This is a genomic window from Mycobacterium sp. SMC-19, assembly GCF_045310815.1.
GTDB lineage: Bacteria > Actinomycetota > Actinomycetes > Mycobacteriales > Mycobacteriaceae > Mycobacterium.
The window spans coordinates 729,655-754,337 of sequence record NZ_JBJIAM010000001.1; the positions used below are offsets into that span (position 1 = coordinate 729,655).

The 24,683-nt window shown below is 69.5% G+C and carries 12 protein-coding genes; 2 read left to right on the forward strand and 10 right to left on the reverse strand.

Features of this window, described 5'->3' with window-relative positions:
* Positions 1-29 precede the first annotated feature (29 nt).
* Positions 30-1,475, forward strand: a complete 1,446-nt coding sequence (locus ACJH5R_RS03550) for an amidase family protein (protein ID WP_406756442.1) — start codon at positions 30-32, stop codon at positions 1,473-1,475.
* An 82-nt stretch (positions 1,476-1,557) separates the two neighbouring features.
* Here ACJH5R_RS03550 and ACJH5R_RS03555 read toward each other — a convergent pair whose 3' ends face one another.
* The 7 genes from ACJH5R_RS03555 to ACJH5R_RS03585 all read right to left on the reverse strand — a co-directional run bounded on the left by ACJH5R_RS03555 (position 1,558) and on the right by ACJH5R_RS03585 (position 20,508).
* Positions 1,558-3,777, reverse strand: a complete 2,220-nt coding sequence (locus tag ACJH5R_RS03555) for a PE family protein (RefSeq protein WP_406781327.1) — start codon at positions 3,775-3,777, stop codon at positions 1,558-1,560.
* Positions 3,778-4,000: 223 nt separating this feature from the next.
* A complete protein-coding gene (locus tag ACJH5R_RS03560; protein WP_406756444.1) occupies positions 4,001-4,990 on the reverse strand; it encodes an NAD-dependent epimerase/dehydratase family protein in 990 nt (329 codons plus the stop codon).
* A 5-nt stretch (positions 4,991-4,995) separates the two neighbouring features.
* The gene (locus ACJH5R_RS03565; RefSeq protein WP_406781328.1) at positions 4,996-10,407 is read right to left on the reverse strand and encodes an amino acid adenylation domain-containing protein; all 5,412 of its coding nucleotides are present in this window, start codon (positions 10,405-10,407) and stop codon (positions 4,996-4,998) included.
* Entirely contained in the window at positions 10,404-17,531 is a 7,128-nt protein-coding gene (locus ACJH5R_RS03570) for an SDR family NAD(P)-dependent oxidoreductase (RefSeq protein ID WP_406781329.1), read from the reverse strand. Before ACJH5R_RS03570 ends, ACJH5R_RS03565 begins: the two co-directional genes overlap by 4 nt.
* A 179-nt stretch (positions 17,532-17,710) precedes the next feature.
* Complete coding sequence (locus ACJH5R_RS03575) at positions 17,711-18,394, reverse strand: winged helix-turn-helix domain-containing protein (RefSeq protein WP_406756447.1); 684 nt, start codon at positions 18,392-18,394, stop codon at positions 17,711-17,713.
* A gap of 52 nt (positions 18,395-18,446) precedes the next feature.
* Positions 18,447-19,628: a sensor histidine kinase gene (locus ACJH5R_RS03580; RefSeq protein ID WP_406756448.1), complete on the reverse strand. Its 1,182-nt coding sequence runs from the start codon at positions 19,626-19,628 to the stop codon at positions 18,447-18,449.
* A gap of 130 nt (positions 19,629-19,758) precedes the next feature.
* Positions 19,759-20,508, reverse strand: coding sequence for a phosphoglyceromutase (locus ACJH5R_RS03585; protein ID WP_406756449.1), 750 nt, complete (start codon positions 20,506-20,508; stop codon positions 19,759-19,761).
* Between the two features lie 53 nt (positions 20,509-20,561).
* On the opposite strand from ACJH5R_RS03585, the gene ACJH5R_RS03590 reads away from it, so the two are divergent.
* Positions 20,562-21,332: a cutinase family protein gene (locus ACJH5R_RS03590; protein WP_406756450.1), complete on the forward strand. Its 771-nt coding sequence runs from the start codon at positions 20,562-20,564 to the stop codon at positions 21,330-21,332.
* 45 nt (positions 21,333-21,377) lie between these two features.
* Here ACJH5R_RS03590 and ACJH5R_RS03595 read toward each other — a convergent pair whose 3' ends face one another.
* Genes ACJH5R_RS03595 through ACJH5R_RS03605 form a run of 3 tightly spaced genes read right to left on the reverse strand, consistent with a single transcriptional unit; the run spans position 21,378 to position 24,554 of the window.
* Complete coding sequence (locus tag ACJH5R_RS03595) at positions 21,378-21,905, reverse strand: YbjN domain-containing protein (RefSeq protein ID WP_406756451.1); 528 nt, start codon at positions 21,903-21,905, stop codon at positions 21,378-21,380.
* On the reverse strand, positions 21,902-23,248 hold the full coding sequence (gene mshA, locus ACJH5R_RS03600) for a D-inositol-3-phosphate glycosyltransferase (RefSeq protein ID WP_406756452.1): 1,347 nt from the start codon (positions 23,246-23,248) through the stop codon (positions 21,902-21,904). Before mshA ends, ACJH5R_RS03595 begins: the two co-directional genes overlap by 4 nt.
* A gap of 22 nt (positions 23,249-23,270) precedes the next feature.
* On the reverse strand, positions 23,271-24,554 hold the full coding sequence (locus tag ACJH5R_RS03605) for an ROK family protein (protein WP_406756453.1): 1,284 nt from the start codon (positions 24,552-24,554) through the stop codon (positions 23,271-23,273).
* Between the last annotated feature and the right edge of the window lie 129 nt (positions 24,555-24,683).

Here is a 24,683-nt window from a genome sequence, read left to right on the forward strand (position 1 = left end):
TTGTTGTCCGCGGGGGAAAGGACGCAATGATGTCTGCCGCGCACGATGATGAGTTGGCCTTCGCCGGCGTCGCGCGTTTGGCGCAGTTGGTGCGCGCGCGTGAGGTGTCGCCGCGCGAACTGGTGACCCTGTATCTGGATCGGATCGCCCGCCTTGACCCGGTTTTGAACGTCTTTCGCACCGTGATGGGCGACCGGGCGATGGCCGAGGCGGCACATGTCGAACGGCGACTGGCCGCCGGAGAAGCACTGCCGTTGGCCGGTGTACCGATCGCGGTCAAGGACGACACCGACGTGGCCGGTGTTTCCTCGATGTGTGGCACCGGAATTGACGCCGGCCCCGCCAGCGCCGACAGCGCCGCCGTGCGGCGGCTACGGGCTGCCGGTGCGGTGATCATCGGCAAGACCCATCTCTCGGAGTTCGGCGCCTACCCGGTGAGCGAATCGGCGACCTGGGGCGTGACCCGCAACCCGTGGGATCTCTACCGAACCCCGGGCGGCTCCAGCGGCGGCTCGGCCGCTGCCGTCGCCGCCGCAATGGTGCCCGGTGCCACCGGCAGCGACAGCGGCGGCTCGGTCCGCATTCCGGCCGCCTGCTGCGGGCTGGTCGGGCTGAAGGGTCAGCGCGGGCGGATCAGCACCAAGGAGTCGCCGGAACGGGCCTATCGGTTCCACGGGCTCAACCACATCGGGCCGTTGGCTCGCAGCGTCATCGATGCGGCGCTTTTGCACGACGCGATGACCGGGCCCGAACCCGACGACGAGATTCCCTCGCCCCCGCCGGCACCTCCACTGATGGAGGCACTGCTGGCGCATCCGAGGCGGCTGCGGATCGCCATGTCGTTCAAGCCCGTTGTGCCGGTGCACGTCAGCGATGAGGTGCGCCGCCCGGTGCTGGAGACCGCCGAGTTGCTGCGCTCGATGGGTCACGAGGTGGTCGAGCGAAACCCGGTCTATCCGGTGATGGGCATCGCCGCGGTGCTCGCGCTGTTCATGAACGGATTCGCCCACGAGATTGAGCGGCTCCCGAAAACCGAACTGCTGGAACGGCGTATGCAGGCCGAGGCCCGAACCAGCCGGCTGGTCCCGGATTGGCTGGCGAGCCGGGCCGTCGCCGCCGAGCCGCGGATCACCGCACGTTCGCAGCGCAGGATCGCCGACTTCGACATCCTGATGACCCCGGTGCTGGCCATTCCGCCGGTACGGGTGGGCTACTTCGAGGGACTCGGGCCGACCCGGGCGATGCTGAAGATGCTCAAGTTCATCCCGTTCACCTTCCCCCAGTGCTACAGCGGTCAGCCGGCCATCTCAGTCCCGACCGGGATCGCCGCCGACGGCGTGCCCGAGGCGGTACACCTGGTGGCGCGGGCCAACGACGAAGCCACCCTGGTCTCGCTGGCGGCGCAGATCGAGTCGGTGCAGCCGTGGATTCAGCGCCGCCCGCCGACCGAAGCACTGCTATCACAGGTCGGCTAGCCGCCAGAGGTCCGGCGCCGCCTCGTTAGGCGGAAAGATGTGCGCTGCAACCTGTTCCGCAGCACGGCTAGTTGTAAGCCCGTTACCCGGGCTTGCCTGCCGTTCCGTGAGCGCCATCCGCACCGCCCGGACCGCCGTTGCCACCGCGCGTGCCATCGCTGCCGCCGGCGCCGCCGTTGCCGCCCTCGCCGTAACCATCCGGCCCTTGATTACCGCCGGTGCCACCGTCGCCGCCGCGGCCGTCACCGTTCGGTCCGACGGTGCCGCCGTTGCCGCCTCGACCACCGATGCCACCCGACTCGGTGGTGCCGGCACCGCCGTCTCCACCGTCACCCCCGGCACCGCCGGCACCATTGGACGAACCTGAGCCGCCGATGCCACCAATTCCGCCGGGAGCGCCTCCCGCCTCGTTGGAGAAGGCACCGCCGTTACCGCCGTTACCGCCCGCGCCGCCACCGTTGCCGCTGGAGCCGCTACCGCCGGACCCGCCGGTCCCTCCGGCGCCGCCATTGCCATTGGCACCGTTGCCGGGGCCGCCGCCGCCGCCGTACAAACCGTCGCCGCCGTTGCCACCGTTGCCGCCTGCGCCGCCAGGCACGCCCCAGGCCGACGGCCCGCCACCGCCACCGGATCCGCCGATGCCGCCGGTCCCATTCACGGCGTCGCCACCGTCCCCGGCATTTCCGCCGTCGCCGCCGATGCCCTTGTAGCCCGAGCCACCGCCGCCGCCGTGACCGCCGCCGCCGCCATACAACCCGGAACTTCCGGCGTCGCCGCCCCGACCACCGTTGCCGCCGGCATACCCGTCGGCAGGCCCGGCCGCGCCGTAACCGCCGGTACCGCCGTAGCCGCCGTTTCCGGCCGGGCCGGCGGACTGCCCGGCGTCGCCGCCGGCCGCATTCGTCCCGTCGCGGTTGCTGCCGCCAAGACCACCAGCGCCCGCCGTGCCGTTCTCGCCGCCGTTGCCCCCGTTGCCCCCGTCTCCGCCGACCCGCTCACCAAGGTCGGCGGGCCCAGTGCTGCCCCACGCGCCGTCGCCACCGCGGCCGCCGTCGGCGGCTGAACCCGCCGCGCCGCCGTTGCCGCCGACTCCACCGACTCCGTTGACACCGCTCCAGAAGTTCTGCGCCAGACCAGCGTCGCCGCCCCGTCCGCCGGCCCCGCCGTTCCCGCCGGAGCCGCCATGACCGCCGGCGCCGCCGGTGCCGTTGCCGTCATCGGCGTAGCTGCCTGCCGCACCCGCAGCGCCAGCCCCGCCCGACCCCCCGTCGCCGCCGACCCCACCGGCTCCACCGCTGCCGCCGTTGCCGATCAGGAATGCCCCACGGCCACCGGCACCGCCGTTGCCGCCGCCGGCACCGGCAGATCCGGTTTCACCGGTGCCCTCGGATCCAGTCAAGCCCACGCCACCGTTGCCACCGGCACCGCCGTTGCCACCGTTGCCGGTGTGAACGCCGGCATTGCCGCCGTTCCCGCCGTTGCCGCCGAGGGTGGCCAGCTGATCGCCGGTGGCATCAAGACCCTGACCACCGGCACCGCCGTTGCCACCGTTGCCGATCCCGAACCAGGTCCGTGCATCGCCGCCGTTGCCACCGGCACCCGCGGCGAACACGGTGCCTTCGGTATCGACCCGGGCGGCCGCACCGGCGCCGCCGGCACCGCCGTGGCCCATCAGCAATCCGCCGATGCCCCCATCACCACCGTTGCCGCTACCCGCCTCGCCGCCGATGATTGCGGTGCTGCCGGCCCCGCCGGCGCCGCCGTCGCCGAAGATCCCGGCCGCGCCACCGTCGGATCCGTCAATGCCGTTGCCGCCGTTGCCGAACAGCCAGCCGCCGTCCTGCGCCCCGACCAAATCGCCGCTGTCGGTGTCGATATAGGCGTCGGCACCATTGCACGCGATGCCGCACGAGTCACCAAGGGCGAACAGACCGTTCAACGGATCCAGCCACCAGGAGTTGGACTGGTTGTCGATGATTGCCTGGACCGGATCGTAGATGGCGCTGTAAAGCTGCTCATCGAACGTCGTCCAGGCCGACGTCAACCAGTTGCCCGCCTCGGCGCTGCCCACCGCCAGCAGCTCGGACATGCCGTCGGTTTCCTGGCCAAAAGAATATCCCGCGTCAGCGGTATCCACACCGAACCAGGACAACGGATCCCACAGATCGAAGTCCGCCTGCGCGGGAGTCACCACCACCGGCGTCATCCCGAACGCCAGAAACGCCCCCACCGACGCCGCGGCGCCCACCACCCGATGGCCACGACCTGGACGCACTCCCCCGTTGCGGTGACGCTCCGACACACGGCCTCCTTAGCTGAGATACGGCACACCGACCATCCAAACGCCCGTCTGAGCCACAACTTAGAATTGAGCAAGACGGAGGCTAGCACTGCGGTCATGCACCGATATCCGCATTCGGCGATTTTTCGCCCGATTTCTGACGAGGCCGAGTTGCCAACGCGCCCACCCGATTTGAGGAAATTAAGTGAACGCCGGTTCAGCAAACTTCGGCGAGGACAGTCGACTAATCCAGGTAGCCGTTGTCGCGATACCACTCGTAGCCGGCACGCAGCGCGGTACGGAACGGGGTGAACGGCACGCCCAGCTCCTCACGGGACTTGCTGGCATCGGCGAAGATCTCGGCGGTCGAGAGCCGCATCTGGCGGGCATCGATCGGCAGCCGCGGTCCCACCACGGCGCGTGCCACGCTCACCCCCGCTGCGGCCACCGGAATGAACCAGCGCGGCAACATGACAGAGGGGCCGGGACGCCCGAAGAGCGCACACGCAGCCGTGAACGCTTCACGGAACAGCAGGTTTTCACCACCGAGGATGTAGCGCTCCCCGATCCGGCCGCGTTCGGCGGCAGCAATATGTCCCGCCACCACGTCATCGACCGAGACGAAGTTGGTGCCGCCGGGGGCGGCGAACCACAGCCGGCCCTGCTTGGCTTCGACCAGCATCGCGCTGGCAATGCGGTTGACGTCGCGAGGCCCGATGACCGCCGACGGGTTGACGATCACAACCGGCAGACCGTCCGCGGCGGCCTTGCGCAGTTCAGCCTCGGCGAGGTGCTTGCTGTGTGCATAGGGGAACTGACGAGGCCGGATGTTGAACTCATCGGTCTCGACCAACTCATGTCCACGCTCTGGAACACCCAGGGCAGCAAGCGAGCTGGTGTAGACGAACCGCTTGACCCCAGCACGCGCAGCGGCGGCGGCCATATCACGGGTACCGTCGACGTTGGTGCGGTAGAGCCGGGTCTGAGTCCGGTAGCGCCAGTAGTCCGAGATCGCCGCGGTGTGAAACACCCAGTCGCAGTCGGCCATTGCTTCGGCCAGTGCGTCGACGCCGTCGTTGACATCGCCGATCCGGGTCTCGCAGTCCAAACCCTCCAGTGCGGCCATCGGCGAGGTCGAGCGGCGCAGGACCCGCACCTGCATTCCTCGCTCGAGCAGTGCGGCGACCAGATTCGAGCCGACGAATCCGGTTCCCCCGGTGACGAATGCGCGCATGCCGATCAGAACCGGTAGGTCGTGCAACCGACCTCGACACCCGAGCCGACCGCCATGATCAGCGCGACGTCGCCCGGTTTGACCAGGCCGCGCCGGCGGGCGTCGGCGATCTGGTAGGGCAGCGTCGAGGTGAACGGGTCACTGGTCTGGCCCTGTGCCTCGAGGTCGACGAACCGCGAGCGGTCCACACCGATGTGCGCGGCCAGCTCATCGAGGGCCGCACCGGGCAGGTACGGCGGGAACACCAGCGCGATGTCCTCGGGCGCCAGACCCTCCAGCGTCAGCAATTCCTTGACCGATGACGGCAAGCAGCTCACGTAGATCGCGGCCAGGTTCGGGTCGCGGTCGATCCGCAGCCACATCCGGCCGTCGCGCTCCTGGGTGTAGGTGGCCAGCGCGCCCCGGTACTCCGGGTGGTGACCGAAGACGAACCGGCCGAAGCCTTCTGGCCCATGGCTGGGGCTCAGCATGATCGCCGATCCGGTCTCGGAGATGCCGTTGCGCGGGTAGCCGCTCTCCGGGGTGTTGTTCTCCACTTCGGAGGCCAGCACCATGGCATGTCCGGTCCGTCCGGCACCGATCATGCCGGCCGCGACATGGCAGCCGTTGAGGAAACCGACCGCCCCGTTGAGAACGTCGAACGCGAAGGTCTTGGGGGCGTCCGCGGACTCCGGCTCGGCGTTGATCCCGACCTCGCCGGCCACCAGGGTGGCGACCGCCGGCTCGCTCAGGAAATCGTCGCGGTAGATGCCGGCGTGAATCACCAGCCCGACGTCGGTCCGCTCGACTCCACTGTCGGCCAGGCAGGCGGTGGCGGCGTCGACGGCGAACTGGATGGAGCTGGGCGGTGCCTGCCCCTCGGAGGCAATGCCGATGCCCTCGATGCGCACCCGCGGCGTCGCCGGCAGTTCCCGGCGGGCCCCGCCGGAGCGGCCGCCGCGCGTGCCGTGGCCGGCCTGGCCGCCCGCGGCCCGGCGCATCCGATCAGGCAGATCGTCGAACGTGTAGAGACCGGTCCCGATGGTCTGCCCGGAGCCGGTGATGGACAACACCACGTTGTCGCCGGAATTGATCCGGCCAGCGTTGATGTAGTCATACAGCGCGACGAAATGCGTTGTGGTGGCGGTGTTCCCGCGCTCGGCGAGGTTGCAGATGGTGTTGGCCCGGCTTGCGGCACCGGCACCGAAGACCCGGTTGATGGTCAAGATGGCGTCGTTGATCGACGCCTCGGAGGTCTGGTGCATCAGCAGCTGATCGGCCGTCTCGGGCCGCCATCCGTGCCGCTGCATGACCGCTGCCACATAGGGAACCGAGTGCTTCACCGCGATCGCGGTCTGGGTGACCGAGTCGGTGACCATGATGGCGCCGCCGTGCGGGCCTTCGGTGGCCTTGGCGATGCACAGCTTGGCGAATTCGCTGAACGTGGCCAGATCCAGGTCGTGGAAGCCGACCCGGTCGTTGGGTCCGAGCTCGAGCACTACCGCCGCGCCGGCGTCACCGACGGTCAGGCAGGCCAGCCGCGGGTCCATCGCACTTTCGATCTCCTGCTGCGCGGTTTCGGTGATGTGGCTGATGTATTCGCCACTGACCACCAGCGCGTTGCGCACCAGGCCGGTCTTGAGGAAGTCCTGGGCCACGCTGACGCCGGTGAACATGCCCGCGCAGGCGTTGTTGATGTCGAAGCAGACGGCGCCCGTCAGCCCCAGCTGATCACGGAACTGCGAGGCGGTGCTCGGCTCGAAGGTGAACATGTGTTCCGGGCCGTCGCAGCGCGAGATGTTGCACGCGATCACCAGGTCGATCTCTTCGGGGGCGTAGCTCGACCGCGACAGGCAGTCGGTGATCGCCTTGCGGCCCAAGTCGATCGAGAACTCGTCTTGGCCGGCCATCCGTCGGTTCTTGATGCCGGTGAGCCGCTCCAGCGGGATCTTCACCTCGTTGACGCAGTCGGCCAGCACCTGCTCGGTCGACACCGCCCGCGGCGGCAGGTACACGCCAAGGCTCTCGATCACGATGTTGCGCGCCGGACCGTTCTGCACGGGTTTGATCACCGGGGCCGGGGCAGCCTTGGGCACTGGAGCTGCTTGAGGCGCGACCACCGCCGGTTCGGGCTGCGCCGCAGCCTTGTCTGCTGCCGGCTCGGTCTTGGCCGCCCCGCCGATCGGGCCGAACTCGGCGGCCAATTCCGCGACGGTGCCGTAGACGAACAACGACTCCGGCCGCAGTTCCAGGCCGAGCTCCCCCACGCGCACCGCTACTTCCAGCGCCTGGGTGGAGGCACCACCGAGGGCGAAGAAGTCGTCAGTGACGCCGACCCGGTCCACGTCGAGCACCTCACGCCAGATCTCGGCGAGCGCCCGTTCGGTCTCGTCGCGGGGCGCGACGAACTCCACCGGCGCGGCGTCCAGATCTTTGTCCAGGGCGAGCAGCGCCCGCCGATCCACCTTGCCGCTGGCCGACAACGGCAGCAGGTCGCCTGCGTGGAACACCGCGGGAATCATCGCCGCCGGCACCAGGTCCAGCAGGAAGCGACGCAGCTCGGCCGTGCCGGGCATTGCCGCAACTGGCACTACATGTGCGATCAACTGGGTGTTGCCGGACGCGTCTTTGCGTGCCACGACGGCGTTCTCGGCGATACCGGGGTGCTGGGCCAGCGCGGCCTCCACCTCACCGAGCTCAATGCGGAAGCCGTTGATCTTCACCTGGTCGTCGCGGCGGCCCAGGTATTCGATGTTGCCGTCGGGTCGGTAACGGGCCAGGTCGCCGGTGCGGTACAGCAGGGCACCTGGAACGGAACTGAACGGGTCGTCGAGGAACGCCGCCGCGGTGGCCTCGGGCCGGTTCAGGTAGCCGCGGCCCACACCCACGCCGCCGATGTGCAGCTCCCCGGGCACCCCGACCGGAACCGGGTTGCCCGCCGCGTCCAGCAAGTGGATCGCGATGTTGGCGATCGGCCGTCCGATCGGGATGATCGGATCGGTTGTCCCACGCTCACAATGGAAATGGGTGACGTCGATGGCGGCTTCGGTCGGGCCGTACAGGTTGTACAGCTCGGCAGGCAGCGCGGCGAAGAAGCTGTCGCGCAGGTCTGCGGTGAGCGCTTCGCCACTGCAGAACACCTTGCGCAGGCCGGTACAGGAGCCCGACTGAGGTTCTGCCAGGAAGCGGCGCAGCATCGAAGGAACGAAATGCATTGTGGTGACGCGCTGTTCGACAATGGTGCGCGCCAGGTACGCGGCGTCTTTGTGCCCCTCGGGCTTGGCGATCACCACCCGGGCACCGACCGTCAACGGCCAGAAGATCTCCCAGACGAACGGGTCGAAGTTGATCGGGGTCTTATGCAGCACCCGGTCTTCGGCGGTCAGCTGGTAGGCGTCCTGCATCCACAACAGCCGGTTGCGAATGCCGGCGTGACTGTTCAGCGCGCCCTTCGGCGCCCCGGTGGAACCCGAGGTGTACATCAGGTAGGCCAGGTCCGCTGACGTAGCGCCCGCCTCGGGGGCTGTGGCTTCCTCGGCGGGAGCCGTGGAGGGCTGGTCCAGGCACAGTCGGGCACCGGTGAAACCTGTTGGAACGCAGCTTAAATGCGCACGATGGGTGACACAGACCGGGGCCTCGGGGACGTCGGCGAGCATCGCCTCCATCCGGCCGGTGGGCTGCGCGGGATCCAGCGGCAGGAACACGCCGCCGGCCTTGAGGACGCCGAGCAGCGCGATCACCAGATCCTCGGAGCGCTCGAGCAGCACCGGAACCACGGCGGGTCCCGGGCCGGCACCGACACCGAACTGGCGCAACCGGTGTGCCAGGCCGTTGGCCCGCCGGTCCAGTTCGCCGTAGCTGATGTCGCGACCGTCGTAGCTGACCGCGACGGCGTCGGGTGTGCGCGCGGCGCTGGCGGCGACCATCTCGTGCAAGGTCCCAGGGGCCGCCGAAGAAACCGCGTAGTCGACCGCGGTGTCGTTCCAGGCCGCCAGCGTGGCGCGCTCGGCGTCGGTGAGCAGGGTCAGTTGCGAGACCGGAACCTCGGCCGCCCCGGGCTGGGCCAGCCCGGTCAGCAACAACGTGAAGTGCTGCGCAAGAGCCTCGATGGTCGTGGCATCGAACAGGTCGGTGTTGTACTGCAGGGCGAGCTGAAGCTCGTCATCCTGCTCGCCGACCTGCATGGTGATGTCGAACGGTGAGCCGCCCTGGCCGATGTAGAGGGTTTCCAGGTGCAGGATGCCGTCGGATTCGGCCGCATTGACTGTGTTTTCGTCGAACAAACGAACCTGCTGCCAGGCGAACGACACCTGGAACAGCGGGGTGCGCCCGGCGTCACGCACCGGCCGCAGCCGCTCGACGAGCAGGGGCAGCGGGTATTCCTGGTGGCCGATCGCGCCCAGCACGGTGTCTTTGACCTGACCGAGCAGCGCGGCAAAGCTCGGATCGTCACCCACATCGACGCGCAGCGGCAGCGGGTTGGTGACGTAGCCGACCATGCCCATCAGCCCGGCCCGATCGCGGCAGGCGAACGGCGAACCGATGACCAGATCGTCCTGCCCGCTGTAGCGCTGCAGCAGCACCGCATAGGCCGCCAGCAGGGTCATGTAGGGCGTCGCCCCGACGGTCCGCGCCACCTGCTTGATCCCGGCCGTGACCTGGGCGTCGACGCTGAACCGGTGCAGCGCACCGTCGTAGGTCTGGATCGCCGGCCGCGGCCGATCGGTGGGCAGGGCCAGGGTCGGCAGTTCGCCGCCCAGCGTCTGCTGCCAATACTCCCAAAGCCGCTCACCCTCGGGCCCGGCCAGCATCCGGGACTGCTGCGCGGCGTAGTCGACGTAGCGGTCGGCGGTCTCTTCTGGTGGGGTAACGCCGTGTTCGGCGGCGTAGAGCGCACGCAGCTCGTCGAGGATGATGTCGATGGACCAGAAGTCGACGGCGATGTGGTGCACCGTCAGCAGCAGCACGTGGTCGTCGGGCCGCGCCAGCAGGGTCAGCCGCAGCACCGGGCCGGTGCGCAGGTCGAAGGGCCGGTCGATCTCGGCCTGGACCCACTGATCGAGCTCCGCTGCGTCCGCACTGATGCGCTGCGTGGCGATACGCAGCGGCCAGTGCGCGTGGACCAGCGCGACGGGCTGGCCGTCCCGTTCGGTGTAGGTGGTTCGCAGCATCGGGTGCCGGTTCACCAACGCCTGCGCGGCCCGCTCCAGGGCCGGCACATCCAGGCCCCCGTCGATGCGTCCGGCGTAGGCGACGGTGTAGGCCGCACTGTCGGGCGCGAGCCGGTGCATGAACCACATCGAGCGCTGCCCGTAGGACAGCTCGTGTTCGGATGCCGCGTCCTGCGCCTTGGCCCTCAGTAGCTGGGCAAGAAGCTCACGCTTTTTCTCCGGCGACAGGCTGGAGATGTCAGTGGGCACGTCCGGACGATCCGTCACGCGCTGCCCCCATCTTCGGCCATCATCTTCGCCAGCAGCGCATCCACCGCTTCGTCGGACAGCTCGGTGACCTGTGCCAACAGCTCCATCTCCTGCGAGGGGGCCGCGTTGGCGACATCCGGCACCGCCGCCCCGTCGTCAGCCACAACCCGGTCCGTCCCGGCGGCCAGCTGCTCACCAAGCCAGCTGCAAAGACTGACCACGCTCGGCCCGTCCAGCAGCCGGGCAACGGGAACCACGATACCGAGTTCGCGCTCGACCTGGATGCGAAGTTCCAGGGTGATCAGCGAATCCACACCGAGGCTGCTCAGCGGTGCGTGCACGTCCAGGCTGGCCGGAGCCAGGCCCAGCTTGCCGGCAACCAAGTCACGCAGATAGGTCTCCAGCAGCCGCTGGCGCTCCTGGGCGTCGGCAGCCTGCACCGCCTCGAACAGCCCGCTGCCCGACGCCCCGCCGCCCTGGCCGTCAGTGGCCGTGACCTGCAGGTCGCGCAACAGCGGGGACTGTGCGCTCGGGCGCCAGCGCGCCCAGTCGATGTCGAGCACCATCGCTTCGGTCGCGCCATCGGCCATCAGCACCGCCAGCGCCGCGAAGTAGTCCTCGGCCGGCAGCCCTTCAACGCCGTAGTGCGAGAAGTGCCGGTGCAGCTCGGAGTTGGTGAACATACCCAACCCGGCCCAGGGCCCGAAGTTGACGCTCAACGCCGGCCGGCCCGCCGCCCGGCGATGCCAGGCCAGCGCGTCCAGGAAAGCGTTCGCGGCGCCGTAGTTGGCCGCGCCGGGCGAACCCAGCACCGACGCCGCCGAGGAGAACAGCACGAAGAAGTCCAGCTCCGCGTCGGCGGTCAGGGTGTGCAGGTTCCAGGCACCTTGCACCTTGGGCGCCATCACCGCACGCAGCTTCGCCGCGTCCAGGCGCGCCAGAATCGCGTCGTCAACGGTGCCGGCCGCGTGCACCACGCCGCGCAGCGGCGGCATGGACGCAGCGATGGTGGCCAGTGCCGCGGCAACGTCGGCGGACTTGGTGACATCGCCTTGTGCGACGGTCACCTGCGCGCCGGCGGCTCGCAGCTGATCCAGCGTCGCCTGCGCCGCGGCCGAGGGCGCGCTGCGACCCATCAGGACCAGGTGGCGGGCACCGCGCTCGACCAGCCAGCCGGCCACCTTGCCGCCGACCGCCCCGAGGCCGCCGGTGACCAGGTAAGTGGCTTGGTCGTGGATGTCACTGCCGCGCAGCTCACCCGCCGCCTCCGACGGAGCCGTGTAGGGCTCCAGCCGGGCGACATAGCGGCGATGGCCGCGCAGGGCCACGTCCGTCTCGGGGTTGTCCGACCAGATCTCGCTGAACAGGCCGCGCAGTTCTTCGGGTCCGCCGTCGGCCGCCAGGTCGACGCCGGTGGCGTGCAGCTCGGGGTATTCGTGATCGAGGGAACGGCCGAGCCCCCAGACCGGAGCCTGGCCGACCGACAGGGCCCCAAGGCCGGCTTCGTCCCCGGCCGGCTGCGCCCCGCGCGTCACCAGCCACAGCCTCGGCGATTCCGGCCAACCGGCCAGGGTCAGCGCCTGGATCAGGTGGACCACGCTCAGCGATCCGACGTCGGTGGCCGTCGCCAGCGACTCTTCGGTGGTGTCAGCCGGCGCGGCGGCCAGCAGGTTCCACAGGTGCACCACTCCGCGGCAGTGCGGCCGGTCGCCGCCGAACGCTGCGCGCAGCAGCTCGGCGAAGTGTTCCGGACGGGCTGGATCGACCCGGTAGCTGTCGGCGCTCACCCGCTCGATCTCGGCAAGCCCGACGACCGGTTCCACCAACACGCAGGACTGCGACTGCGCCTCGAGGTGGTCCCGCAAGGTGTCGGCGACCGCGCCATCGGACAGGATCAGCCAGCTGCCGGGCTCGGCGGGCCGGCCCTCGCTGTCGGTCGCCAAAGAGGCCGGCTGCCAGCGCATCCGGTAGCTCCGGTCCCGGGGGTCCACGGCCGCGGTGATGACGGTCGGCGCGTGCGACTGCTCGGCAGACAGGGTTCCGGTGGCCAGCAGCGACCAGTCGGCACCGGCGCTGCCATAGCAGTCGAAAGCGTCGCCGGTCAGGGCGAACTGCACGGTGCGTGCCTGGTCCAGACCGTCACGCAGGCTCAGCTCGGCGACCGACCGCGTGCCGGGGCCGAACGCGACCTCGGCCGCGGCCAGAGCCAGCTCGGCCAACTGCTCGGCCGACAGCGCCGCAGTGGTCACGTCGATCTCGGCCAGCACCGTTGCAGGCTGCGCGGCCGACCGGATCGGTCCGCGCCAGCCACCGCCGTGGCCGCCGGCGCCGCCTCGCCGCGGCGCCGCGATCGATCCGGCGTTGAGCCAGGAGTGCACCCGCTGCCAGGGATAGGTCGGAGCCGGAACGCAGCGGCTGCCTTGGGGGTAGATCTGCTCCCAGGCCACCCGGTGCCCCAGGGTGTAGAGGGTGCCCAGCGAGCCCAGCATGGTGGAGCGGCCGCCGTCATCGCGGCGCATCGAGGGCAGCAGGGTGGCGCTGCGGTGCACATGCTCGGCGTCCTCGCGGGCTCCGGTCAGCAAGATGGGATGCGGGCTGAGTTCGACGAAGGTGTTGTGTCCGGTCTCGAGCAGCCGCCGCAGCGCCGGCGAGAACCGCACCGGCGAGCACAGGTTCGCCACCCAATAGTCGGCGTCCAGCAGCTTGGAGCCCACCAGTTCCCCGGTGACCGTCGAATACATCGGCACCGTCGGCACGGTCGGCTTCAGCTTCACCAGGCTGCCGCGCAGGCCGGCGCCGAGGGCCTCCATCTGCGGGCTGTGCGAGGCGACGTCGACGTCGATCCAGCGGCAGAACCGGTCCCGCTGCTGCAGTTTGGTCATCAGCGCTTCGAGCACCTTGCGCTCGCCGGCGAGCACCGTCGAGCGGTAGCTGTTGCTCGCGGCGACGGCCACCTGCTGCTCGTGGCCGGCGATGAGCTCCTGCGCTTCGGCCATCGTGGTCTCGGTGACCATCATCGCCCCGCGGCCACGTACGCCACGCAGCATCCGGGCGCGGGCGCAGATCACCCGGGCGGCGTCATCGAGACTCAGCGCGCCCGCGACGTGGGCGGCCGCGGCCTCGCCGAGGCTGTGCCCGACGACAGCGGCGGGCTCGACACCCCAAGACCGCCACAGCGCCGCCAGCGCCACCTGAATGGCGAAGATCGTCGGCTGCAGGATGCCGATGTCTTTGAGCTTGGAACGCTCCTCAGGACCGTCCTGCGCGGCCAGTTCCTTGAGGATCGAGTGCCCCAAATGCGGGAACAGCGCGTTGTCGCAGGCGGCCAGGGCGTCGGCGAACACCGGCTCGTCGGCCTGCAGTTGTCGCGCCATTCCGTGCCACTGCGAGCCCTGGCCGGAGAACACGAACGTGACACCCGGGCCGGGCCGGCTCGGCACACAGTGGCCCACCGACAATCCGGGCCGTGACTCGCCCTGCCGGTACGCCGAGAGCGACTCGAACATCGCCGCCGGGGTGTCACCGACCACCGAGAGCCGGTAGTCGTGGTGGCCGCGGCGGGCACCGGCGGTGTAGCACAAGTCGGTCAGCGCGGCGCCGCCCATCAAACCGCCCGAGAACAAAGCCATCTCGTACTCGCCGACCAACGCGGTCAGCGCCTCCGGCGATCGTGCGGACAGCGCCAGCAGTTCGGCGCGCGGTGCCGCGGTGTCGTCGTAGTAGCTGCTGCGGGCCTGCGGGGCCTCGGTGAGCACGACGTGGGCGTTGGTGCCGCCGAAGCCGAACGAGCTGACCCCGGCGATCGCCCGGCTGCCTGACGGCCACGGGGTCAGCTTCTGGACCACCTCCAGCGGCAGGCGGTCGAATCCGATGTGCGGGTTGGGCTCGGTGTAGTTCAGGCTGGCCGGGATCTCCCGGTGCTGCAACGACAGCGCCACCTTGATCAGGCCGGCGATACCGGCCGCCGCCTCCAGGTGGCCGATGTTGGTCTTGACCGAGCCGACCAGGCAGCGACTGCCCTCCGGTCGGCCTTCGGCCAGTGCGGCGCCCAAGGCGTTGGCCTCGATGGCATCGCCGATCGATGTCCCGGTGCCGTGCGCCTCGACGTACTGGACCGCGCCAACCGGCAGGCCCGCCCGGCGGAACGACTCGGCGACCACGCCCTCCTGCGCCCGCCCGCTGGGAGCGATCAGGCCGTTGGTCCGGCCGTCGGAGTTGGTGGCACTGCCGCGGATCACCGCGTAGACCGGGTCGTTGTCCTCCAGCGCCTTGCTGAGCGGCTTGAGCACGACCACGCCGGCGCCCTCGCCGCGGACATAGCCGTCGGCGTCGGCGTCGAACGTCTTGCAACGGCCGTCGGGCGCCATCACCCGAGCCTTGGAAAAGTTGATCGCCAGTGCCGGCGACAGGATCACGTTCACCCCGGCCGCCAGCGCCATGTTGCATTCGCCGTCACGCAGGCTGCGGCACGCCAAGTCGACGGCGACCAGCGACGACGAGCAGGCGGTGTCGATCGACATGCTCGGCCCGTGAAAGTCGAACGTGTACGACAGCCGGTTGGCGGCGATGCTCAGCGCGTTGCCGGTGCCCGTGTAGGCGTCGACGAGCTGCGGCTGGCCCAGCCGCAGGAAGCCGTAGTCATTGGTGGAGATGCCGACGAAGACGCCGGTGCGACTGCCGGCCAGCTCGTCTGGCACCTGGCCGGCGTCTTCCAGTGCCTCCCACGCCACCTCGAGCAGCAATCGCTGCTGCGGGTCCATCTGCGCCGACTCCCGCGGCGAGATCCCGAAGAACTGGAAATCGAACTGGTCGACCTGGCCCAGGAAGCCGCCGCGGCGGGTGACCGCGGTACCCGGAACCGACGGGTCGGGGTTGTAGAAGGCGTCGACGTCCCACCGGTCGGCCGGGACGTCACTGGTGGCGTCCGCACCGCCCGAGAGCAGCCGCCAGAAACCCTCGGGCCCATCAGCGCCCGGGAAGCGGCAGCCGATACCGACGATCGCGATCGGCTCGTCGGCGGCGGGCCGCTCGGTGCGCTCGGCAGCAGCCCCGGCGCTCGGAGCCGCTGGCGTCTTTGCAGCGACCCGGGCCAGATGCGCCGACAGGATGTCGATCGAGGGGTATTCGTAGGCGATCGTGGGGGCCAGCTCGAAGCCCAGCCACGTCTCGAGGGCGCTGGAGAGCCGGACCGCGTGGATGGAGTCCAGTCCGTAGAACGCAAACGGCTTGGCCGGATCGATCTCGGCCAGCGGCAGCTCAAGGTCTTGCGACAGTCGCTCGATGAGCCAGGCGCTGATCTCGGACGCGCTGTGGGCGCCCGACTCGGTCCGCTCCGCCACCGGGGCCGGCGCGGCCTGGGCTTGCGGCTGCGCAGTGGCGGCCGCTGACGGCCACTGCGCCACCACCGGCAACTCGCCGTCGAGGTATTGCTGCTTGCACGCACTGCGCTGGATCTTGCCGCTGGAGGTGGTGGGCAGCTGCAACGGCTGGACCAGCACGACGGCGTGCGTGCGAACCGAATGGTTCTCGGTGACCGCGGTGCGGATCACCTGCATGGCCTCGTCGGCCTGTTCGGCACCCAGCCGGCTCGGGTCGACTTCCTGAACCACGACCAGTTGCTCGGCCGCACCCGGTTCCGGGGCGATCGAGAACACCGCACCGCGGCCGCGCAGCAGCGCCGGATCGGTGTTCTGAACGGTCAGCTCGATGTCGTTGGGGTAGTGGTTGGTGCCCCGGATGATGATCAGGTCTTTGCGACGACCGGTGACGAACAATTCCCCGGAATGCAGGAATCCCAGGTCGCCGGTGCGCAGGAACGGGCCCTCACCGGTGTCGGCCAACGTCGCGGCGAACGTCTCCGCGGACAGTTCCGGGGCGCCCCAGTAGCCGTGCGCGACGCTGCCGCCGGACACCCAGATCTCGCCGACCTGGTCGCCGGCGCACTCCAACCGGGTCTCGGGGTCGACGATGATCACCCGCTGGCCACCGCGTGGCTTGCCGCAGCCGACCATGGTCGCCACGTTGGGATCGTCGGCAGCAACGTCGATCACCCGGTTGTCGCCCAGTGCGACCCGGTCTACGTGCTGCACCATCGGCACTGGCAGGTCGGACCCGCCGGATACCAGCAGGGTGCCCTCGGCCAGTCCGTAGACCGGGTAGAACGACTGGGGCCGGAAGCCGGCCGGTGCGAACAACTCGACGAACCCGTCCAGGGTGGCCGTGCGCACCGGTTCGGCGCCACACAGCGCCACCGACCAGTTGGACAGGTCCAGCGCAGCGCGCTCCTGCGGAGTGCTCAGCTCGACGCACAGGTCGAAGGCGAAGTTCGGTGCGGCGGTGATCATCGCGCGGTGCCGCGAGATGGCCTCCAGCCACCGCATCGGGCGCTTGATGAACGCCGTCGGCGGCATCAGGATCGAATGCCCTCCGACGTACATCGTGCCCAACAACCCGCCGATCAGACCCATGTCGTGGTACGGCGGCAGCCAGAACACGCCGGTCACGTACGGCATGTTGGGATTCGCGCCCCAGGCCTCGGCGATGGTCGCCATGTTGTGCACCAGGTTGCCGTGGGTTAGCACGACTCCCTTGGGTGCGCTGGTCGACCCGGAGGTGTACTGCAGCATTGCGATGCTGTCGCCGTCGATCTGCGGCGCCACCCAGGCCGCCTCGCTGCTCGTGGCGTCGATGTCGGTGATGGTCCAGCGCAGTGCCTGCCCGCCGGGTAGGCCGTCGATCGCGGGCTTGATCTTGGGTTCGATCTCGCTGGTGGTCAGCGCGTAGCCGGGCTGGACATCAGCGATGATCGACTCGACACGCGGCAGCAGGTGTTCGCGCATCGGCGGATGCACCGGGATCGCGATGGCTCCGGCGTACAGACAGCCGAAGAAGCTGGCGATGAAGTCCAGCCCCGGGGGACACAACACCAGCACGCGTTGCCCGGACGCGCCCTGCCCCTGCAGGTCAGCGGCGATCTGGCGGGCGCGCCGGTCCAACTCGCCGTAGGTCGCCTGGCTGATTTCGTGCTCATCGCCGTCACGCGAGAAGGTGAAAGCCAAGTTCTCGCCGTACTGCGCCGCACGCTGCGTCAGCAGATCAACCAGCGTGCGCAAGGTGTGCGCCGTGTCGTCCGGCCCGCTCATCGATCGCGTCTCCCGTGTAACTGACGAAGTGTGGATTGGGCCCAAGGATTCCCACAGGCAACCTTGATTAAGGTTACCTTAAGAAGTCGGACGTCCAATTCGCGTAATTTTCGGCGACGACGACCCCGCCGAGCAAGTTAGGAGACCCCACCAAGGGGCTACCGGGGAGTGCCGCGGATTCAGCCCTCCAGCTTGTACCCGAGTCCGCGCACGGTAACCAGGTGCACCGGATTGGCAGGATCGGACTCGATCTTGGACCGAAGTCGTTTGACGTGGACATCCAATGTCTTGGTGTCGCCGACGTAATCCGCACCCCAGACCCGGTCGATCAACTGGCCGCGGGTCAGCACGCGGCCGGTGTTGCGCATCAGGTATTCGAGCAGGTCGAACTCCTTGAGCGGCAAGGTAATCTGCTCGCCGTTCACCATGACGACGTGCCGTTCGACGTCCATGCGCACCGGGCCGGACTCCAGCACACCCTCGCCCACGCCGCCCTCGTCGTCACCGCCGCGGCGCAGCACCGCCCGGATCCGGGCGATCAGCTCGCGGGCCGAATACGGCTTCGTCACGTAGTCGTCGGCGCCCAATTCCAGGCCGACGACCTTGTCGATCTCGCTGTCGCGGGCAGTGACCATAATCACCGGCACACTCGAACGCGCGCGCAGCTGCTTGCAGACGTCGGTGCCCGACATCCCCGGCAACATCAGATCCAGCAGCACGATGTCGGCGCCGGCCCGGTCGAATTCAGCCAGGGCGGCGGTTCCGTCGCCCACCACGGTGGCCTCGAAACCCTCTTTACGCAGCAAAAATGCCAACGGGTCGGCCAGTGATTCCTCGTCCTCAACGATCAAGACATGTGTCATCGACGCCGTCCCTCCCCGTAGCTACCCTCTGCGTCATCGACAGTGGGTCTCATCACTGCTCCTCCTTCTCTGGGTCCACACTGCCTTGGTATGCGGGAATCGCCAAGGTAAACGTCGAACCGGTGCCCGGCTGGCTCCACAACGTGATGGTGCCGTTGTGGTTGGCCGCCACGTGCTTGACGATCGCCAACCCCAGCCCGGTGCCCCCGGTGGCCCGCGAGCGGGCCTTGTCGCTGCGGAAGAACCGTTCGAACACGCGCTGCTGATCCTTGGGCGCAATGCCGATGCCACGGTCGGTCACGGCGATCTCGATGACCCCTTCCCGGCGACGCCGGCTGATCGAAACCGGTGAACCGTGCGGTGAGTAGGCGATCGCATTGGACACCAGGTTGGCCAGCGCGGTGACCAGCAGTGGTTCGTCGCCGAGCACACGCAGCCCGCTAGGGGCATCGGTGGTGATGGTGATCTCGGCGTTGTCGGCGGCCACCTTGTGCCGGGAGATCGCCTCGTTGACCACCGCGTCGACGTCGACGACGCCCAGGTCCGGCAGTGGGTCGGCGCCCTGCAACCGGGACAGTTCGATCAACTCACCGATCATGCTGGCGAGCCGGTTGGCCTCCACCAGCACTCGCTCGGCGAACGGCCGCACCGCTTCGGGGTCGTCGGCCGACGCCAGCAGTGCTTCGGCGAGCAGCCCCATCGCCCCCACCGGGGTCTTGAGTTCATGGCTGACGTTGGCCACGAAGTCGCGCCGGCTGGCCTCCATGCGGGCCTGCTCGGACTGATCGTCGACGATCACCACCGCGAACCGGCGGTCCTCCTCCGACAGCATGCGGGCATAGCCGCGCACCGCGGACAGATCCGACCGGGTGGCCCCGGGCGCCCGCTTGGCCACCGTCAGGTCGAAGACGACTTCCTCGTCGCCGGCCAGCGCGCGTTGTGCGGCCACCCAGGCCTCGTCGTCGAGCAACCGGCCGTGCACCAGTCCCAGCTCGGTGGCGCGCTCGTTGAGGTAGACGACGTCGCGGTGGGAGTCGACGACCGCGATCCCCAGCGAGGCGTGCGAAACGATCTGCTGCAGCATCTCCGCGACGGTGATCCCGGACCGTTCGGTCGCCGCCTTGCGGCGCCGCTCAGCCAGCCGCGGCGACAGCCAAACGCCGGCCGCCACGCCCGCCGCCAGGGCAGGAATCGCCGACGCTGCAGCAAGCGTCAGCGCCGAGGTCGCAGCCACGGCAAAATCGTACGCAGTCCGGCACCGTGAGCTGACCAGCGTTCGACCGTGACGTGCGCCGAATGTGAATTCAACGCGAAGATTTCACCCGGGCTCCACCCTGTATTCACACTGGGCGAGCCTAAAACCGCTACTTGGCGCCCTGGCTGGCCACCGCTGCCGCCCCGGCGGCGGCCGCCTCCGGGTCCAGATAGACGCCGCCGGCAACCTTCGGGCGCAGGTCGGCATCCAAGTCGTAGCGCAACGGGATGCCGGTCGGGATGTTCAGCCCGACCACGTCCTCGTCGGACATTCCGTCGAGGTATTTCACCAGCGCCCGCAACGAGTTGCCGTGCGCCGCGATCATCACCGTCTTGCCGCACCGCAGGTCCGGGATGACGACATCGGTGAAGTACGGCAGGAAGCGCGCCACCACGTCGGCCAGGCATTCGGTCAGCGGGCCGCCGCCGATGTCGGCGTAACGGGCATCGGTGTCCTGGCTGTAGCGGCTGCCGGCCTCGATCGGCGGCGGCGGAGTGTCGTAGCTGCGCCGCCACGTCATGAACTGGTCGTCGCCGTAGCGCGCTTTGGTGGCGGCCTTGTCCAGGCCCTGCAACGCGCCGTAGTGGCGCTCGTTGAGCCGCCAGGTGCGGTGCACCGGGATCCAGTGCCGGTCAGCGGCGTCCAGCGCCAGGTTCGCGGTGGTGATCGCCCGGCGCAGTAGCGAGGTGTAGAGCACGTCCGGCAGCAGGTTGTGCTCAACCAGCAACTCACCGGCACGGACTGCCTCGGTACGGCCCTTGTCGGTCAGGTTGACGTCCATCCAACCGGTGAACTGGTTGCTGGCGTTCCATTCGCTTTCGCCGTGGCGCAGCAGCACCAGGGTGGCAGTGTCAGACATGGGCGTCAGTGTCTCACGGGCACCAATGCGGGTTACCTTCGAAGGAAGGTCCGGTGACCGGGATCGGGGGTGTGCTGGTGCAGCTTCCTTGCTTGCGGCCGGTCCGCCACCTCCTCGCCGCCGCACTGCTGACGATCGCGGCGGTGGGGCTGACCGTGGCATCTCCGGAAGCGGCCGCCAAGCCGTGCGCCGACGTCGAGGTGATCTTCGCCCGCGGTAGCGACGAGCCGCCCGGTGTCGGCAAGGTCGGGCAGGCATTCGTCGACGCCCTGCGCTCCGCGCTCACCGATCGGTCGATGGTGGTGTATCCGGTCAACTACGCCGCCGCCAGCGGTTTTTCCAGCGGTCTCGATTTCGACCGAAGCGTGATCGCCGGGATCCGCGACGAGGTCAGCCACATCGAGTGGACGGCGCTGGACTGTCCGGATACCCAGATCGTGCTGGGCGGCTACTCCCAGGGCGCGGCCGTCACCGGCTATGCGACAGCGCAGTCGGTGCCGGCCGGGTTGCCGGACGAGCTGGTGCCGGATCTACCGCGACCGATGCCTGAGGTGGTGGCCGACCACGTCGCGGCGGTGATCCTGTTCGGGAAGCCGTCGGCCACGTTCATCCGGCGCTACGACGCGCCGCAGGTCAGGGTCGGCCCGCTCTACGCGGCCAATACCCGCGAGTATTGCGCTCACAATGACGCCGTCTGCGACGGCACCGACGGCCTCCCGCTCGGGCATATGGATTACCCGACGAACGGCATGCCGGCCGATGCCGCGGCGTTCGCCGCCCGCCGCATCGAAACCAACTCAGATCGAGGCGTCACCCTGCACTGATCGGTCGCTGACGAGACCAGAACCCGTCGCAATACCCGCAGTGCTTCAACCTGCGTTGTCGGCGTCACCGTCGCTGTCGATCAAATGCTCGAACGCCCGCAGGTTCTTCAGCGACTGCCCGGTGGACACCCGCCACTCCCATTCCTTCTGGATCGAGGTGGCAAATCCCAACTCCAGCAACGTATTGAAGTCGAAGTCGACGGCTTCGAGCACCTGCCCGAGCACCCGGTCGATCTCCTCGGCGGTCACCGACGTCAGCGCCATCCGGCCGACCAGGTAGATGTCGCCGACGTTGTCCAAGGTGTAGGCCACCCCGTACAGCCGGCGGTTGCGCTTGAGCAGGTAGCGGTAGACCCCGGCGTGGTTCTCGTCGGGCTGACGACAGACGAACGCCTCCACGCGCACCGAGTGCTCGCCGATGCTGAGGATGGTGTTGGTCTTGAGTTTGCGCTCGCCGGGCAATTCCACGATCAGCCCCGGCAGCCCGCCGTGGGAGCCCGGCGTCGGCGAGTAGGTCAGCTCGGCCGCCTGCAGCGTGCTCTCGATGAGCTCCTGGACGTCGCCGCGGTTCACGCGCGTGCCCCGCGCCGAGTCGGCCAGCGGCGGGGCCGGCGCGTCGCTCCGAGCACCCGCATCCGCCCACCCCGGGCCGAGCCGAAGTCTTCGATCGCATGGGTGTAGCTGGCCAACTGGGCGTCCACGGTGCGCTCCCAGGAGAACTGCGTCGCGTGGCTGACCGCGGCCCGGCGCATCGCCCAACCGCGGGGCCCGGAACTCAGCCGCAGCAGCTCGTCGAGGGCGCTCGCCCACGCCTCGATCCCGTGCCCGTCGACCAGTCGCCCGGTGACCCCGTCGCGCACCGCCACCGGCAATCCACCGACGGCCGCGGCGACCACCGGCGTCCCGCACGCCTGTGCCTCCAACGCGACCAGACCGAACGATTCGGAGTAACTGGGCACCGCCACCAGGTCGGCGGCCTGGAACAGCGTCGCCAGATCCTCGCGGGACTGCGGCGGCAGGAACGTCACCCGGTCACTGATACCCAGTTCGGCCGCCAGCCGAACCAGACCGCCCGGCGCCGCCAATCCGCTGCTGCCCGATGGTCCGCCGGCCACCACCACACGAACCCCGGGCAGTTTCGCGGCCGCCCGCAGCAGGACGTCGGGCGCCTTGAGCGGCTGGATCCGGCCGACGAACGCCACGATCGGTTCGGTCGGCGACAACCCCAACGCCTCCCGGGCCACCAGCTTGTCGCCGGGCCGGAACACCTGCAGGTCGACGCCCGGGTGCGCCACGTCGATCCGGCGCGGGTCCGCCTCGTGCAGTGCGATGAGTTGCTGCGCTTCGTCGTCGGTGTTGACGATCAACCGGTCCGCGGCATCGACGACCTGCTGCTCACCGACCGTGCGCAGCGGCGGCTCCGGGGTGTCCCCGGCGGCCAGGGCGGCGTTCTTCACCCCGGCCAGGGTGTGTGCGGTGTGCACCAGCGGCACCGCCCACCGATCCGCAGCCAACCAGCCGACCTGACCCGACAGCCAGTAGTGCGAATGCACGACGTCGTAGTAACCGGGCTCGTGGGCTGCCTCGGCGCGCAGCACCCCGGCGGCGAACGCGCACAGCTGAGTGGGCAGGTCGTTCTTGTCCAGACCCTCGAACGGCCCGGCCACCACGTTGCGCACCAGGACGCCGGGCGCGACGTGGGCCACCGGCGGATCGGCCGACGACGTGGCGCGGGTGAACACTTCCACGGCCACCCCGCGGCGCGCCAGATGCAGCGCGCTCTGCAGGACGTAGACGTTCATTCCGCCGGCATCGCCGGTGCCGGGTTGAGCCAGCGGCGAGGTGTGTACCGACAGCAGCGCTACCCGGTGCACGTCGGATCGGATGCCTCCGCCCCCTCCGATGCCATAGCCCACCCCGCCATCTTTACAGGTCCGATCAGGCGGACACGTCCGGGACCACGCGGGCGACCGGACCGCGGGAGCGGCGCATCGCGCCGACCGGATCGGCGTAGAGCCCGCCCAGTGACACCGTGCCGGCACCGGCTTCCTGGACCCGGTTGCCGAACGCGGTCACCCGCAGGCTCCGTCCCGACAGCACCGAACGCTGCGTGAACGCCCGCTCCACCTCGGCCATGCCCTCCGGGTATTCGGTGAACCCCTGGCCGCCGACCACCAGGTCATCGGGGTTGAGTACGTCACGCAACAGCGCCACCGCTTCGCCCAGCGCACGGGCCCGCTCGGTCAGCAGTGCCACCGCCCGCTGGTCGCCGCCGCGCGCCTCGCGCACCAGAGTGGTCACCGCCGCCGACACCGCCCCGCTGCCCTCCGGAAGGAGCCGTAGCCGGCGAGCCGCGGCCAGCACCGCCTCATCGCTGACGGTTGATTCCAGATGCCCGGAGCCCCCGAGCAGCTCCGAATACACCGGCAGGCCGGCGATCGTGCCGGGACCGCTGGCCGGGCTGTGCACCCGCCCGCCGATCACCAGGGCGTAGCCGACCGTTTCCCGGGCATAGACGTAAAGGCTGGTGGTGCTGTTCGCCGTCGGCCGCCGCACCCCGAACAGCAGTTCCGCCCCGGCCATCGCGTCCACGTGGGAGGCCACCGACACCGGCAGGCCCAGCTCCTCGGCCAGCACCGGCCCGACCGGCGCCGCGGTCCAGCCCAGCCGCGGGTGATCGACATGGCCTGTGGCCCCGTCCACCGCGCCACCGGTCGCCACCCCGACCCACAGCGGCCGGCGCTTCTGCCAGCGGGTCAGATACCGGCTGGCGCTGGCCGCCAGCGACGCCAGCGCCGCCGTCGCACCATTGTTCGGGGTCGGGGTCTCGACGACGTCCAGGGTGCGGCCGAGCAGGTCGGTGGCCACGATGCTGGTGGTCTTGGCCCCGATGTGCAGGCCCAGGGTGAGGAACGGTTCGTGGTTGACCACCACCGGCCGACGCGGCCGCCCGATCGCCCCGGACGTGGCCAAGTCGGCACGCTCCAGCAGCAATCCGGCTTCCAGCAGGGCACTGACCTGGCGGTTGACGGTGGCGACGCTCAGCGAGGTGGCGCCGGCGATGGCCTCACGGGCGACCGGGCCGTGCTGGCGTACCGCGGCGAAGACTTCGGCACCGGCACTGTCGGCCAGTTGCAGGGCCGGGGCTACCACGCGCGGGTGGGAGCGGAGCCGGCCGTTCCGGTGGCTGGCCAGGTGAGCGGTGAGAGAGGTAGTACGCACGCGATGTCCTTGTCTGGAGAAAAATCCCAATACGGGCCGTTTACGCCTACGACCCGGCGGATTCTCCTAAGGAGCGCTACTCGCAGCAGGTCAGGCGCAGCAACATGCGCGACAACACGCGCCGTGGGC